This is a genomic window from Segatella baroniae DSM 16972 = JCM 13447 (assembly GCF_000426585.1).
GTDB lineage: Bacteria > Bacteroidota > Bacteroidia > Bacteroidales > Bacteroidaceae > Prevotella > Prevotella baroniae.
The window spans coordinates 40,829-57,415 of the sequence record NZ_AUFQ01000006.1 but is presented as its reverse complement, the minus strand read 5'-3'; the positions used below and the strand labels follow the sequence as shown (position 1 = coordinate 57,415).

The window sequence follows — 16,587 nt, the reverse complement described above, 5'->3', positions numbered from 1 at the left end:
AACGGCGGAAACATCCGCATTTTCCGATGTTAAATAGTCGTAAAAACGAAAGATAAGAAAGAAAAAGACAAAAAGGGAAAGGGAAAAAGATAAAAAAGTAAAAGGTAAAAAGGCAAAAAGTGCGGAGCGGAAGGGCTGCCGTCGCCCTGCCAAAGGGCTCCTTCCACAACGCCAGAGGGCCGCTTTCACAATGCCAAAAGGCAGCTCCTACAACGCCAAAGGCCTGCTTTCGCGCCCCTTCCGGAAAGCGGCGGCCGAGGGGGGAGACGGCGGAGGGCCGACCGCGGGGGCGCGACGACACGGCCACAGACCATCCCCGCAACCATTAAAAATCCGTAAAATCAACGGCTTATCCCACGTCCGCTTACGTATTTCTTGACAAAATGACTACCTTTGTGGCGTTTCACAAAGACAGGGGGGCGGCGTTCAGCCGCAAGCGACCCTCTACGGCGTGTAGATATTAGATGTTAGTCAAAACAATAAAGTTTAATTTTTTTAGATGAACGTTATTACAAAAACAGTTCAATTGCCTGATGGCAGAACCATCACGATTGAGACCGGAAAAGTTGCAAAACAGGCTGACGGCTCGGCGGTGCTCCGCATGGGCAACACAGTGCTCCTCGCAACTGTTTGTGCAGCAAAGGAAGCAGTTCCGGGTACAGATTTCATGCCTTTGCAAGTAGATTACCGCGAGCAATACAGTGCCGCAGGCCGCTTCCCGGGTGGCTTCACCAAGCGCGAAGGCAAATCCAACGACGACGAAATCCTCACGTCGCGCCTCGTGGACCGCGCCCTGCGTCCACTCTTCCCCTCAGATTACCATTGCGAAGTTTATGTACAGGTGATGTTGCTGTCGGCCGACGGCGTCGACCAGCCTGACGCGTTGGCCGGATTCGCCGCCTCCGCAGCCATGGCTTGCTCCGACATCCCCTTCGACTATACCATTTCAGAAGTGCGCGTGGCACGCATCAACGGCGAATACGTCATCAACCCGACCTTCCAACAGATGGCCGACGCCGACATGGACCTCATGGTCGGCGCCACCAAAGACAACATCATGATGGTGGAAGGCGAGATGAAGGAAGTGTCGGAACTTGACCTCATCGGCGCGCTCAAAGCCGCCCACGAGGCCATCAAGCCCATGTGCGCGCTGCAGGACGAGCTGGCCAAGGAGCTGGGCACCGACAAGAAACGCGACTACGACGACGAGGTGAACGACGAAGAGCTCCGCAACCAGATCAAGGAAGAGCTCTACCAGCCCGCCTACGACATCAACCACCAGGCCCTGGAGAAGCACGCACGCCACGACGCGTTCGACAAACTGCTGGCCGACTTCCTGGAGAAGTACGACGCCCAGCACGCCGAACTCTCCGACGACGAGCGCGAAGAGAAGCACGCTGAGGCCGCACGCTACTACGAAGACGTGATGCGCGACGTGATGCGCCGCTGCATCCTCGACGAAGGACTGCGCCTCGACGGCCGCGCCACCGACGAAATACGCCCCATCTGGAGCGAGGTGTCGCCGCTGCCCATGCCCCATGGAAGCGCACTCTTCCAGCGCGGAGAGACCCTTTCGCTGTCCACCTGCACGCTCGGAACCAAGCTCGACGAGAAACTCGTCGACGACGTATTGTGCAAGAACTACCAACGGTTCCTCCTCCACTACAACTTCCCCCCGTTCTCCACGGGCGAAGCCAAGGCCCAGCGCGGCGTAGGCCGTCGTGAAATCGGCCACGGCCATCTGGCATGGCGCGGCTTGAAGGGCCAGATTCCCGAAGACTTCCCCTACACCATCCGACTGGTGAGCCAGATTCTGGAGTCCAACGGCTCGTCGTCCATGGCCACCGTGTGCGCCGGAACGCTCTCGCTGATGGACGCCGGCGTGCCGATGAAGAAGCCGGTGAGCGGCATTGCCATGGGACTCATCAAGAACCCGGGCGAAGAGAAGTTCGCCATCCTGAGCGACATCCTCGGCGACGAGGACCACTTGGGCGACATGGACTTCAAGACCACGGGCACCCGCGACGGTCTGACGGCCACGCAGATGGACATCAAGTGCGACGGACTCAGCTTCGAGATACTCGAAAAGGCCCTCATGCAAGCCAAGGCCGGCCGCGAACACATCCTCAACAAGATGATGGAGACCATCTCCGAGCCGCGCGCCGAACTCAAACCGCAGGTTCCACGCATCGAAGCCTTCGAGATTCCGAAGGAGTTCATCGGCGCGGTGATAGGCCCCGGCGGCAAGATCATCCAGCAGATGCAGGAAGACACGGGCGCCACCATCACCATCGACGAGGTCGACGGCGTAGGCAAGGTGCAGGTTTCCGCACCCAACAGGGAGAGCATCGAGGCCGCCATGGCCAAGATCAAGGCCATCGTGGCCGTCCCCGAAGTGGGCGAAATCTACGAGGGAACAGTCCGTTCGGTCATGCCCTACGGCTGCTTCGTCGAGATACTGCCGGGCCGCGACGGCCTTCTCCACATCTCGGAGATCGACTGGAAGCGTCTCGAAACGGTCGAGGAAGCCGGTATCAAGGAGGGCGACAAGCTGCGGGTGAAGCTGCTTGAAATCGATCCGAAGACCGGCAAGTACAAACTCTCGCGCCGTGTGCTCATGGAGAAGCCCGAAGGCTACGTGGAGCGCGAGCGTCGTCCGCGTCCGGAACGTGGCGAACGCAGACCGCGTCGCGACGGCGACCGCCGTTAAGACCCGACAAAGCAATGTCGAAACTGCTTGAAACAATCATCCCGGCGATTCTTCAGTGAATCGCCGGGATTTCTTTTTCCAGAGCTCGGGACAGGGATGTGAGGGGGTTTGGGTCGTTGGGGTGGGCTGCCGGGCCATCGGGTATTTGACATCGGTTCGTTGGAACACCGGTTTCTCCGTATGGTTGTCCGGCAGACACTCCCCTCCTTTCGAGGGGCGGGGGAGGCTTTACAGCTTGTCCCCGTAGCACAAGTCGCCGGCGTCGCCGAATCCCGGGACGATATACTTGTGTTCGTTCATGCCGGGGTCGATGGCGGCGCACCAGATGGTGGTCTTGTCCTCGGGCATGGTGCGGCGGATGTGGTCGATACCCTCGGGCGTGGCGATGACGCAGCACACGTGGATGCGCTTGGGCGTGCCCTTGGTCAGAAACGTCTTGTAGCCCAGTTCCATGCTGCCGCCCGTGGCCAGCATGGGATCGGCGATGATGAGGTTCTTCTCCTCTATGCTCGGCGTGGCCAGGTACTCCACGTGAATGCCCACCTGGTGGTGTTCGGCGTCCTTGTATTCGCGATAGGCGCTGACGAAGGCGTTGCCGGCGTGGTCGAAGATGTTGAGGAATCCCTGGTGGAAGGGCAACCCCGCCCGGAAGATGGTGGCCAGGACGATCTTGTCGGTCGGCACGTTGACGCGCGAAATGCCGAGCGGCGTGGCGATGTCCTTGGGTTCGTAGTCGAGCGTCTTGGAGAGTTCAAAGGCTTCGAACTCGCCGATGCGCATGATGTTGTTGCGGAAGAGAAGACGGTTTTTCTGATACTCCTTGTCACGAATCTCGGCCATGTACTGGTTGATGATCGAGTTCCGTTCGCTGAGGTTAATGATTTCCATTCTAAGTACTGTTTTTATATTTCGTGCAAAGTTAGCATTTATTTGGCAATTATGGGCCGTTTGCCGCTTAATTTCGTAAATTTGCAACCATGGACATCAACACGTTGGACCTGAAGGAACGATACACCGAAATCAAGGACATCGTCGTCCGCCGCATCCGGGGCGACAAGAAGGACGTGGCCCTGGTGCTCTCCAGCGGCGGCGCGCGCGGGCTGGCCCACATCGGGGCCATCGAGGAGCTTGTCGACAGGGGCTACCGCATCCGTTCCATCGCAGGAACGTCGATGGGCGCGCTCGTGGCCGGCATGTACGCCACGGGCAACCTGGACCGCTTCAAGGAGTGGATGGAGACGATGGACCGCCGGAAGATCATCAGCCTGACCGACTTCTCGCTGGGCTTCGACCATCTGGTGAAGGGCCGCCGCATCATCGCCGCGCTGAAGGAGATCGTGCCCGACGTGCGGATAGAAGACCTCCCGATACCCTACACGGCCGTGGCCACCGACTGGGAGTCGGGCCACGAGGTGGTCTTCACCCGCGGCAGCCTCTACGGGGCCATCCGGGCGTCCATCTCGCTGCCCGCCTTCTTCTCGCCGGTGAAGAGCGGCAGCAAGATTCTCATCGACGGCGGAATCACCAACCCCCTGCCCCTGAACCGCGTGGCCCGCACCAAGGGCGACCTGCTGGTGGCCGTCAACGTGAGCGGGCACGACTATCTGGGCCAGTCGCGCATGAAGCGGGCCGTCGAGAAGCGCGAACTGGAAAACTCCCGTGCCCTGCGGCTGCTCAAGCGCATCATGCCCGCCGACGTGCATCCCGAGTTCAACATCTACACGTTGCTCAACCGCACTTCGTCCATCATGATTCATCAGAACGCCCAGCTCTCCATCCGCCTCACCCCGCCCGACATCCTCGTCGACATCTCCATGCAACGCTACGGCGGCTTCGACTACGACAAGTCGGCGCGCCTGGCCCGCATCGGCCGCCGACGGATGAAGGAGGCCATCGACGGATACGAGGGGAAGTGACGGGGCCGCCGGCGCGCCGCCACTGCGGCCCGATTGCCGTGCGAAAGCTGTGCTTTCAGTCGGTGAAAGCACAGCTTTTGTCAGCTGAAAGCAGCCCTTTCGACCGGTGAAGGCACGGCTTCCGCACGGCCGCAAACCTGCTTTTCCTTCCATGAAAAACACCGAATGTTTACGTTAGCTAACTTTTTAACCAGTGATTTAACTTAAATTTTACAACAGAAGTTTGTTTCCTATTAATAAATGTGTATATTTGCAAAATAGAGATGACGACGGAAACGCTGAAATCGGTCTGCGACGGATATTGTTGATTTCTCCACGTGCGCGTCAAACCTGTTCCATTGCCCAACAGTAGCAATCCCAACTAACAACTCAAATAATAATTTTTGCTTATGGAAAATCATCGAACGCAAAAGATTTTCATTGTCTTTACGCTTCTGTTCCTTTGCCTCTGTCCGACGTGGGCGGCGCAAGGTGTCGTTGCCGTGAACGACGGAAAGGTCATTTCCGAAGTCCGGGGACAGGTGTTGGCCGACGAAGACGGGCTGCCCGTCATCGGCGCCTCCGTCGTCGTTGAGGGGACGGAGCTGAAGGCGGTGACCGACGCCGACGGACGGTTCAGGTTCGGCAACGTGCCCCAGGGCAGTCGGGTGCGCGTTTCCTACGTCGGCATGCAGCCGCAAGTGCTCGCCGCCGGCGCCACCATGACCATCCGGCTGAAGTCGGACGCCAAGACATTGGACGAGTTTGTCGTCACCGGTATGTTCAACCGCAAGAAGGAAGGCTTCACCGGTTCGGCCATCACCATCAAGGGAGACGAGCTCAAGAAGTTCAGCACCACCAACATCGCCAAGGCTCTGTCGGCCGTTGCCCCCGGACTGCGCGTGATGGACAACATCAATATGGGCTCCAACCCCAACAACCTGCCCGACATGCGGATGCGCGGCGGGGCCAACATGGACCTGTCGGCGGGCAGCCGCGTGCTCGAAGTGCAAGGCGAATACGAGACCTACGCCAACCAGCCGCTGCTCATCATGGACGGATTCGAGATTTCTGTGCAGACTTTGGCCGACCTCGACCCCGACCGTGTGGCCTCGATCGTGCTGCTGAAGGACGCCGCCGCCACCGCCATCTACGGGTCGCGGGCCGCCAACGGCGTCATCGTCATCGAGAGCAAGACGCCCAAGCCCGGCCGCATCTGGGTGACATACGGCGGCGAGTTGCGCGTGGAGAACCCCGACCTCACGGGATATAATTTAATGAACGCGCGCGAGAAGCTCGACGCCGAACTCAAGAGCGGCCTCTATGCCGCCGGCGGAGAGACCGTGCAGAAGTGGCAGTTGTACCAGTCGAAGCTGCGCGAAGTGCTCGCGGGTGTCGACACCTACTGGCTCGACAAGCCCTTGCAGACCTCCTTGCAGCAGCGCCACACCGCCACCCTCGAAGGCGGCGACGAGGCCCTGCGCTACCGCATGTACGTGGGCTACAACCATTCGCCCGGCGTGATGAAAGGAAGCAGGCGCGACGTGCTGACAGGGTCGCTCGACTTCCAGTACAGACTCAAGAAAGTGCTGCTGAAAAACAGCATTACGCTCGACAACTCCACGGCCGACGAGACGCCGTGGGGCAGCTTCAGCGAATACACCCGCCTGAATCCCTACCTCCGCGCCTACGGAAAGAACGGCGAGATACCGAAGTATCTCGACAATTTTGAGGACTTGGGCGGCAATGCCAACTACCTGAATCCGATGTACAACACCACGTTCCACAGCAAGGACCAGAGCAAGAACTTCACCGTGAGGGAGCTTTTCCGCGTGGAATACTACGTGACGGACGACCTGCGGTTGGAAGGCGCGTTCTCGCTGTCGAAGAGTGTGGGCCACCGAGACATCTTCCGCCCGGCGCAGCACACGGCGTTCGACAACCAACCCGACCCCACGCTGCGCGGCGACTACCGCCGCAGCCAGAGCGAAGCCGTCAAGTGGGGCTTCGACCTGACCGGAAGTTGGAACAAACAGCTCAAGGACCACTACCTCACGGCCAACGCCCGCATGAGCGTCCAGGAGAGTACGTCCGACAGCTACGGCAACTACGTGACGGGATTCCCCAACGACTACATGGACAACCTGCTGTTCGGACGCAAGTATAACGAGAAAGTGAGCGGACTGGAGAGCACCAGCCGCAGCATCGGGTGGGTCATGGCCGGCGGCTATTCCTACCAATACAAGTATTCCGTCGACTTCAACGTCCGCCTCGACGGCTCTTCCGAGTTCGGAAAGGACAACCGTTGGGCGCCCTTCTGGTCGACGGGACTGCGCTGGGACATGAAGAAGGAGTCGTTCCTGAAGGACGTTTCGTTCGTCTCCGACCTCATCCTGCGCGGCACCTACGGCACGACGGGCTCGCAGGGCTTCAATCCCTACCAGGCCCACGGCTACTACACCTACGCCAATCTGCTGCGCCCCTACCGCTCGTCCGACGCCACCGGCTCAGAGATTCTGGCCATGCACAACGAGAAACTCAAGTGGCAGACCACGCGAAACCTCAACTTCGGACTCGAACTGGGGCTGCTCGACCATCGCCTGACCACACGAATCGAGTACTACCGGAAGGTGACCGACAACATGATCACGCAGGTGAGCCTGGCTCCCTCAATCGGTTTCGCGCAGTATCCGGAGAACATCGGCAAGCTCGAAAACAAGGGTTGGGAAATCACTTTGTCGGCCATCCCCTACCGCAACACAGCCAAGCAGGCCTACTGGACGGTCACCTTGAACGGTTCGCACAACACGGACAAGCTGCTGAAGATATCCGAAGCCATGCGCCACATCAACGAAGTGAACGCCGGCAACCTAAAGGACGCGCCGCTGCCGCGCTACGAGGAGGGCCAGTCGGTCAACCGGATATGGGTTGTCCGCTCGCTGGGTATCGACCCGGCGTCGGGCGACGAGATTCTGCTGAAGCGCAACGGCGAGATGACGAGTGCCGTCAACTGGGACGCCAAGGACGTGGTGCCCATCGGAAACACCGAACCCACGTGGCAGGGACACATCAACACGTCGTTCACCTACATGGGCTGGGGCACCGACGTCAGCCTGATGTATCGCTTCGGCGGCCAGGTCTACAACCAGACGCTGCTTGACAAGGTGGAGAACGCCAACCTGAAATACAATGTCGACCGCCGCGTGACGCAGCTGCGGTGGATGCGTCCGGGCGACAAGGCGCAGTTCCGAAGCCTCTACTACGGCGGTTCGGGCACGAAGGCTACGTCCCGTTTCATCATGGACGAGAACGTGCTGCAAGGCAGTTCGCTCTCCGTCTACTACCGCATGGACCGCAAGAACATGAAGTTCATCAAGCAGCTGGGCCTGAGTTCGGCCAAGGTGGCCTTCAACATGGAGGACTTCTTCTACTGGTCTTCCGTCAAACGGGAGCGCGGTTTGAGCTATCCTTTCTCGCGACAGTTTATTTTTTCCCTGAATGTTGGTTTTTAACGAGTGACACATTTCTATGAAACGATTCTATATATTCTTCATGGTGGCAGCGTTGGGACTCAGCTCCTGCAACGATTGGCTGGACGTAGACTCCAAGACTTCCATCCCGATGGACAAGCAGTTCCGGACGGAGGAGGGGTTCAAGGACGCCCTCACGGGAGTCTATCTGAAGCTGGGCACCACCACCCTGTATGCCGGTGACCTCACCTACGCCTATCTCGACGAACTCGCCGGCCTGTATTCGTCCTATCCCGGACACAACGAGGCGCAGCTCTACGACCAGAGTTTCGTCTTCGACTACAACAACCGCTTCATGCAGAAGAAGGACGCCATCTGCTCGGAGATGTACAACGTCATCGCCAATGTCAACAACCTGCTGGCTTATCTGGACAAGAAGCGCGACGTGCTGCAGACCGAACGCTACTACGAAATCATGAAGGGCGAGGCTCTCGGCATGCGGGCTTTCCTGCATTTCGACCTCTTGCGCCTCTTCGGACCGGTCTACAAGGACAATCCCACGGCCCCGGCCATCCCCTACCGCGTCACCTACGACCGCGACGCCACGCCCGTATTGCCGGCCAACCAGGTGGTGGAGGCCGTGCTGAAGGACCTGAACGAGGCCGAGCAACTGCTGGGAAAGAACGACCCTCTCGACTTCTTCACCAACCAGTATGACACGGAATACGACCAGAAGAACAAGTTTCTCGTCAGCAGGGAGTTTCGCATGAACCTCTATGCCGTGAAGGCCATGCTGGCAAGGGTCTACTGTTACAAGGGCGACGCGGAGAGTAGGGCCAAGGCCGTGCAGTACGCGCGCGACGTCATCGCCGCCAACAAGGTCTTCACGCTCTACAACGCGCAGACGGCGGCCAACTACAACTCGGTGCGCTACGGCGAACAGGTGTTCGGTATCTACGTGGACGAACTCTCCACGCTGCTCGACGGCAACTATATGAACATGGAGAACACCAACGAGCAGTATCATTTCGCCACGAGCGAGGCCAACTTCAACTACTTCTACGAGGCCGAAGCGGCCGGCAATACCGACTGGCGGAAGAATCCGGAGATGTTCGAGGTCAGCGGAAACGGCGGCAGCGCCTACGCCTTCTGCCGCAAATACAACCAGAAACCGTTGAGGAATACGTCCGACTACAGCGGCGAGAAGGCCGTTCCTCTGATTCGCCTGCCGGAGATGTACTACATCGTTGCCGAGTGCGAAAGCAATCAGGCGCGTAGCCTGGAAGCCCTGAACGCCGTGCGTTTCGCCCGCGGTATCTCCTACAGCGACGAAATCAAGGCCGCCGGCTACGACCAACCGGACGCCACTTCGACGGAAAGTCCCGCGCAGACGAAGCGCGTCAACGAACTGATGAAGGAGTATCGCAAGGAGTATTTCGGCGAAGGACAGCTCTTCTACTTCCTCAAGGCGCACGCGTTCACGACCTATCGCGGCTGTGGCGTCAAGGAAATGACGGCCAAGCAATACCAGATTCCGTTGCCGGATGCCGAGTCTATTTTTGGAAACAACACGAAATAAGCCCACTATGAAACGATTGATATATATCATAATAGGTGTATTGTCCTGCGGACTCTACACCGCCTGCCAGGAGAAAGAGATAGAAGTGTATGACCAGACGCCGCGCATCAACTTCGAAACCAGGCAGCGCATTCGCGAGTTTGTCGACACCGACTATGTGGCGAAGACGGCCTTCATCCTCGACAGCTTCACCGTCAGGATTCAGGGCGACCTGCTGAAGGAGCGGCGGAGCTTCTGCGTGAAGGCGGTGAAGAACGAACAATACGAGAATGTCATCGCCGTCGAACTCGAAAAGAGCTACGCCTACACGGCCCTCGACACCGTCTGCCAGACGTTCTACTACAAGATTGCCTGTCCGCAGCTCAAGCCCGGCACGCGTTCCTACGGTTGCAGCCTCGAATTCGACCTGGGCAATCCGCTCCATCAGTTCGACAAGGGCAAGATAGAGCAGCACGTCATGCCGCTCAACGTGCGCTGGCGGCTCAGGCCCGACGGCTGGGAAGAGTGGACGTGGCAGGAATACAGCGACGCCAAATACAAGTTCATGATGGATGTCTGCGGCTGTGTCTACGCCAAGATGGGCGACGACGCCCCCGCGAAAGTGGCCGAAGCCTACAAGCAGTACAAGGCGGCCGGCAACGCGCCGATCATGGATGAGAATGGCAAGGAAATCAAGTTTGACGAGTAAAAAGGAGGAAATGAAGATGAAAAGACACATGCTAAAGATAGCGGCAGCCGTCGGTGTGGTGTTCGCGCTGGCGGGTTGCTACGAAGACAAGGGCAATTACGACTACCACGACGTCAACACGGTGACCATCACCATCCCCGAAACGCGGGTGCGCATGCCCAAGACAGACCCCGTGGAGGTGACGATTACGCCCACCATCGACCAGACTTTGGCGAAGCAGGAAGCCAACCTGAGCTTCCAATGGCTCGTCACCAAGGAGGACGCCAAGGCCGGGTCAGACCGCATGAGCGACTACCAGGCCTTCTCAACGGGCAAGGAGTGCAAGCTCACCATCGAACCTTTCCAGACCGAAAACGTCGGTTTGCTGCTGGTGGTGACCGACAAGACCGACGGCACCACATGGTACAAGAAGGGGCAGGTGAACATCATCAAGCCTTTCAATCCATGCTGGTTCGTGCTTCAGGAGAAGGACGAGAAGGGCCTGTTGGGGGCCGTCGAGGGCACGCCGGACGGCTTCTATCTCTATCCCGACGTGTTCAAGTCGGAGCAGAACGCGGCCTTCCCCCTGGCGGGCAAGCCGCTGGCCCTGTCCGCCCGCAAGGAGTATGGCAACAAGGATGCCGCCAGTCTCTTCGGCTTCTTCGGCTTCACGCTGAAGCCCGCCTTGGTGATTGCCACCTCGCAGGACGTCGCGCTCCTCGAGCCCAGCACCATCACGGTGAAGTATCCGGGTGAGAAGATTCTCTTCGAGCCCATCGCCCAGGGCAAGTCCATCCAGCTGCAGCAGTACAAGATGGACCGTCACGGCGAGTTGTTCGTCAACGACGGCAAGGCTTTCTTCGCCTACATGGACTGTGCCTGCATACCCTATTCGCTGAAGGAGGGCGACAACTTCCCGTCCATCTCGGCCTTCGGCTCGGGCAAGAACGTGTCCTACTTCTTCGACAAGGCCAACCACCGCTTCTTGAAATTGTCGTCCCTGTCCACCGGCGACTTCATGGGCAAGCCACGGAACTCTGTGTTCATGCGCCGCTACGGCCGTCCGTGGAGCGACAGTCCCACACGATTGAAACCTGTCGGGCAAAGAGGAACCTATGAAAACGTGTTCGACCCCGACCACATCGCTACCGACCTGGACGTGAAGGACATCGTCTGCGGCGGCTCGTTCGGCAACAACGTCTATGCCATTGCGGCCCCAGCCGGTGGCAACCGGCTGACGGTCTTCAAGTTCAGCTGCCGCAGCGAGGAGCCGTTCTGCGCCGCCCGGTTCACCGTCGACCTGCCCGACGGCGTCGATCCGGCCGTCGCCCGCTTCGCCGCCTCCTACGCCTACACCAACAATTTCATCTTCATGGCCGCCGGGGCGAAGGTCTATCGCATCGACCTCGACCGACAGCGCGTCAACGAAATCTACCATTACGACGAGTCGGCAGGGGCTTCCGTCAGCTGTCTGAAGTTCAAGAACCCCGAAAAGAGCGACGACCTGGGCACGACCTTGGGCATTGGCGTGAACGCCGGCGACAAGGGATTCGTGGTCGAGCTGCGGCTGACGCCCGCCGGCGACGTGGTTCGCGACAATGGGGTGTGCGTCTACAAGGACGCGGCGCAGGCCTTCGGCAAGATTGTCGACATCACCTACAACTACGAATAGGGGCGGTCGATGAACGGAAGACTGCTGTTTTTGGCGTGCTTCGCCCTTGCCTGTGTGGAAGCGGGTGCCCAACGTGTCGCCGATTTCTTCAAGGACAAGGCCGAAGTGCGTGTCATCCCCGGGATGTTTACCACCTATCGCAGTGGCGGACATCTCTATTGGGAGGTGCCCGACTCGCTCGTCGGACGGGAATTTGTCGTCATGACTACGCTCATTGAGACCCCCGCACGCCCCGACCGCGGCGCGGAGAAGAAGTTCGGCTATGCCGGCGACATGGTCGGGCCGGTCTTCTTCCGCTTCCGCAAGTGCGGAAACGAACTCTGGTTGATGGATCCGCCGCACGAGCGCATGATGACCGACACGGCCGGAACCTATGCCAGGATAGCCCGACAGAGCGAGCGTGAGCGGCTCTACAAGGTCCTTCCCATCCAGGCCCGCGGCCCGTCGGGCAGCCTGATCGAGGTCGGCGACCTGCTGACGAACTTCCCGTTGTTCACGCTCGACATTGTTTCCTTCGACCTCCAATTAGGCATGCGCGTGCGTGGCAAGGACGAGATACGCTCCGTCGAGGGCTTCGACGACCGTCTGCTGCTGCGGATAGCGCGCACCTACGCCAACGCTCCGTCGCCACGGCGGGGCCAGTCGGCTGCCGTTTCCTACGAAGGCACGTGGGAGACCGGCCTTTTCATCGGACTGCTGCCGGCCCGAAGCCTCGAACCGATAGCCGCCAACTCGGGAGCCTACTTCACGCTCGGCAAGGAATATTTCGACGGCGACGAACCGCCCCGCCGCAAGTCGTTCATCAAACGCTGGCGGCTGGAGGTGCGGCCGGAGGACCGTGCGCGCTACGAACGGGGCGAACTGGTGGAGCCGGTCAAGCCGATTGTCTTCCACATCGACCCGAACATGCCCGCAAAATACGTCGATTGCGTCATCGAGGCGGTGCGCGACTGGCGTCCGGCGTTCGAGAAGGCTGGTTTCAAGAATGCCATCGACGCCCGCCTGCTGCCTTCCGACTCCACCGCTGCCGCCTGTCTCTACGACGCCACCTATCCTTTCATTTCGTGGAAGATATCTCCCATGGAGAACGCCTACGGCCCGACGCCCTGCGAACCGCGCTCGGGCGAGATTTCCATGGCCCACGTCGCCATCTTCAGCAGTGTGCTGAACCTGTTGCAGAAATGGTATTTCGTGCAGTGCGGGGCCAACGACCCCGCGGCCAGGGCTGTGCTTCTGCCCGACTCCATCCAGCGCGAACTCCTCAAGATGGTGCTCACCCACGAGATAGGACACACGCTCGGACTGGAACACAACTTCCTGGCCAGCTCGCATTTCTCAATCAATCAGCTGCGCGACGAGGCCTTCCTGAACCGCCACGGCATAACCTCTTCCATCATGGACTACGTGCGCTGCAACTATGCCCTGCGTCCTTCCGACCGCGTGCAGCTGTCCAACCGCCGTGCACGCCTGGGCGAATACGACCGTTGGGCCATTGCCTGGGGCTACCGATTGTTCCCCGGCAAGAACGCCGAAGAGCGGCAACGCAACCGTGAGGAATGGAACAGGTGGGAGCAGGCCGACGCCCTGTTGCGCTTCGGTGGTGGGCTTGACGTGCGGGCACAAGCCGAGGACTTGGGCGACGACCATGTGGCCGTCAACGCTCAGGGAATCGAGAACATGAAACGGCTCTGCGCCGACAGCACGCTCTGGAAGCCCGCCGACCAGGTCGGCCGCTGCGTGATGCGCGACCGCTACCGGGCCATGGTGGAGCAATTCCAGGTCTGGGTGCGCCACGTCTACAGCCATCTGGGCGGCAAGCGGGCGGTTGCGGACAGCGCCACGGCGGTGTTCCTGCCCGAGAAAGAGGCTTACAACTGTCGTGCGCTGGCGTTCATCGCCACGTATGTCACGCGCCCGCCTCAGTGGCTTTTCAACCCGAGGCTGACCCAACCGCTGGACATCGACGCCACGACGGAGTTTGAACAGCTCTACGGCCCGCTCATGGACGACCTGCTGGAGGCCCTCCGCAGGGTGGCCGCGGCGGCCGACGCGGCCGATGACATGCTGACGCCCGAGGCATTCCTGGACACCCTTCGCCGGAGTTTGGTGGACGAGTGGCGGCGTGTCGAGCCTACGGATGCGCTGACCCTTCGGGCACAGAGCCTGTATATAGACGGCCTGTTGCGCCTGGCGGACAGTCCCGGGCGCCCCGTCTCGTCGCGGTTGTTGACAGCGGTCGTGTGCTCGCTGCGACTGATCAGGGCCGACGGCGAGGCCCTTTGCCGGCAATTGGCCGATTCCGAGAACCGAAGACGGATAGAAACGCTCGTGCGGCGGATTCCGTATGAGCAACCACAAGAAACGAAAGAACCATGATACAGCGATTCACCATCGTGCTGCTGGTCTGGCTGGGGCTGATTGCCCGCGGGCAGGCACAGGAGCCTTTGCAAGACTTCAAGCAGTTTTTCACCCCGGATATGACCTGCGTCGACGGCGTGTTTCCCGTTTATACGTCGGGCAACCGCGTGTTCGTCGAAATCCCGAAAGCCTGCGTCGGACGCGAAATCGCCATCGGGGCGCAGATAGACCGTGGCTTCGACCTGCTGTCGCGACCCGCCGAAGGCTTGGGCGTGGTGCGCGTCCTTGCGCCCGACAGCCGCACGATTTGTTTCCAACAACCTTTTTATGAGGAGCGCATGCTGGGCGAACGGCCCGCCTACCGCAGGTCGTTTGACCTGTCGAACAGGCAAGGCGATGGCACGGCCTACCCCGTCGTGACCTATTCGCCACGGCAGGGAGCCGTCATCGAGGTGACGGAACAGCTGCTCAACGGCGACGGATGGTTTCGCTACAGTTACCCCTTCATCCGCTCGCTGACGCCCGACCTGTCGCGCCTCACGCGCGTCCATCCGTTCAAGGAGGGCGTGTCGTTCACCATCCGCCGCCATCACGGTTTTGAAGGCGAGCAGAACCGCTTCTCCAGTTCGCTCATCCTGCTGCCCGAAGGCAGCGTGCCGCTCGACGTCACCTGCGTGATGCGCCTGCTGCCGCTCAAAGAAGACCCGATACGCCTGGCCGACCCGCGGGCACATTATCGGTCGATTGGCTTCAAAGACTACGCCCAAAACCCCTACGGCATGGTGCGCGACTCGTTGATTCTGCACTGGGACTTGTCGCGTCCGCTTGTCTTCTATGTCGACACGCTCTTTCCGAAGGAGCATTTCATGGCCGTGAAGCGAGGCGTATTGGCCTGGAACGAGGCCTTCCGCAAGACGGGGATGCGTGGGGCTTTGCAGGTGGCCGAACTGCCGAAGGGCTGCGTCGCCGCAGAGCAACGGGCGTTGATAGCCTACGACCTGCGGCTGCCGGGCGTGAAGGAGACGCTCACCGCCCATCCCCGCACGGGTGAAATCCTGTCGGCGCGGCTCAATATTGGGCATGGATTCCTGCGCGACCGCATGGACGACTATCTGCTGCGGTGGGGTGCCGACGACGCGCGCGTCACGACAGACCGCTTCTCCAAGGTGGTGGAAGCCGAACTGTTGCAGCGTGAGGTGACGCGGGCGGTGGGTCGCCTGCTGGGACTTGCCGACCGGCCGACGGCCGACGGGGTTGCTTCGGCGGGCCTTTCGCCGGCGATAGAGGAGGCCGACGTGCGCGCCATCGCCTTCGGTTACGCGCCCACCAGGGGCAAGGATTGCTACGCGCGGCGCGAACAACTACGCAAATGGTTGCGCGACGTGCCCGAACCGCCGGCCGACGTTGCCCGAGGCTTGGAGAATCTGCTGCGCGTTCTGCCCCGTCTCGACCGCATCGTGTACCACGGTCGCCGGCCGCAAGACCAAGGCCACGCGCTGTCCGTGCTGTATCGCAAGGCCATCGGGCTGTATGCTGCGTATCTGAAGCAGTTGGTCGACCGCATCGGAGGCCCACTGCCGGGGCGGGCACAACGACAGGCGATGGCCCACTTGGACGCCTATCTCTTTCACCCGCGGCAGCAAGTGGACTGCGACTACGTGAAGGCCAACCTGCTGGAAGACCGGAACAAGGTGCTCTATCCGCAACTGAACACGCTGTTCGGACAGTTGTTGGGCGAGAAGACGATAGCGGCGTTGCGCCGTCAGGCGTTGGAGGTGGGCGGCTATGGCGACTCCGACTTCTTCGCCGACCTGTGGCGGGGGCTGTTCAACGGCTTCGACCCCGCCGCGCCGGCCACCTACGTGCAGCTCGACATGCAGTATCTGTGCGTGCAGGCGTGGCTCGAAGCCCTTCGGACAACGACCGACCCCGCTGTGCGCCTGTGCCTGGAGCGCGAACTGCAGACCTTGCACCGGCAGTTGCAGGCCCTCAGCCGCACGCATACACAGCCCGCCGTCCGCGACATGTACGAACTAATGTGTAGAAAGGTGGAAAGGTAAAAAAGTAAAAAGGTAAAAGGGTAAAAAGCACAAGGGAAAGGTAAAAAGGTAAAAGAGTAAAAAAGCTAAAAAGGGCGTGGCGGAAGGGCCGCCGTTGTTCTATGAAAGGCCTGCTTTTGGACGGTGAAAGGGGGCCTTTCGCATGGTCAAAGGCTCGCTTTTGCAATGCCGTTGTC

General features: G+C 60.1%; 9 protein-coding genes. 8 read left to right on the top strand and 1 reads right to left on the bottom strand.

Features of this window, described 5'->3' with window-relative positions; genetic code table 11:
* The first annotated feature begins 499 nt into the window (after window positions 1-499).
* Window positions 500-2,710, top strand: coding sequence for a polyribonucleotide nucleotidyltransferase (gene pnp / locus K334_RS13600; RefSeq protein WP_021589668.1), 2,211 nt, complete (start codon window positions 500-502; stop codon window positions 2,708-2,710).
* 228 nt (window positions 2,711-2,938) lie between these two features.
* Here pnp and upp read toward each other — a convergent pair whose 3' ends face one another.
* On the bottom strand, window positions 2,939-3,598 hold the full coding sequence (gene upp / locus K334_RS0106145; protein WP_021589688.1) for a uracil phosphoribosyltransferase: 660 nt from the start codon (window positions 3,596-3,598) through the stop codon (window positions 2,939-2,941).
* Window positions 3,599-3,687: 89 nt separating this feature from the next.
* Between upp and K334_RS0106140 the strand changes: the two genes are divergently transcribed.
* From K334_RS0106140 to K334_RS0106105, 7 genes are all read left to right on the top strand, one after another.
* The gene (locus K334_RS0106140; protein ID WP_025880977.1) at window positions 3,688-4,626 is read left to right on the top strand and encodes a patatin-like phospholipase family protein; all 939 of its coding nucleotides are present in this window, start codon (window positions 3,688-3,690) and stop codon (window positions 4,624-4,626) included.
* A 389-nt stretch (window positions 4,627-5,015) separates the two neighbouring features.
* Window positions 5,016-8,117, top strand: coding sequence for a SusC/RagA family TonB-linked outer membrane protein (locus K334_RS0106130; RefSeq protein WP_025880979.1), 3,102 nt, complete (start codon window positions 5,016-5,018; stop codon window positions 8,115-8,117).
* Window positions 8,118-8,133: 16 nt separating this feature from the next.
* The gene (locus K334_RS0106125; RefSeq protein WP_025880980.1) at window positions 8,134-9,654 is read left to right on the top strand and encodes a RagB/SusD family nutrient uptake outer membrane protein; all 1,521 of its coding nucleotides are present in this window, start codon (window positions 8,134-8,136) and stop codon (window positions 9,652-9,654) included.
* Window positions 9,655-9,661: 7 nt separating this feature from the next.
* Entirely contained in the window at window positions 9,662-10,342 is a 681-nt protein-coding gene (locus K334_RS0106120) for a DUF4843 domain-containing protein (RefSeq protein ID WP_027444683.1), read from the top strand.
* A 16-nt stretch (window positions 10,343-10,358) separates the two neighbouring features.
* Window positions 10,359-11,993 (top strand): PKD-like family lipoprotein, encoded by a 1,635-nt coding sequence (locus K334_RS0106115; protein ID WP_025880981.1) that lies wholly within the window; start codon window positions 10,359-10,361, stop codon window positions 11,991-11,993.
* 9 nt (window positions 11,994-12,002) lie between these two features.
* Window positions 12,003-14,369: a zinc-dependent metalloprotease gene (locus tag K334_RS0106110; protein ID WP_027444682.1), complete on the top strand. Its 2,367-nt coding sequence runs from the start codon at window positions 12,003-12,005 to the stop codon at window positions 14,367-14,369.
* On the top strand, window positions 14,366-16,411 hold the full coding sequence (locus K334_RS0106105) for a DUF5117 and DUF5118 domain-containing protein (RefSeq protein ID WP_238318993.1): 2,046 nt from the start codon (window positions 14,366-14,368) through the stop codon (window positions 16,409-16,411). Before K334_RS0106110 ends, K334_RS0106105 begins: the two co-directional genes overlap by 4 nt.
* Window positions 16,412-16,587: the final 176 nt, after the last annotated feature.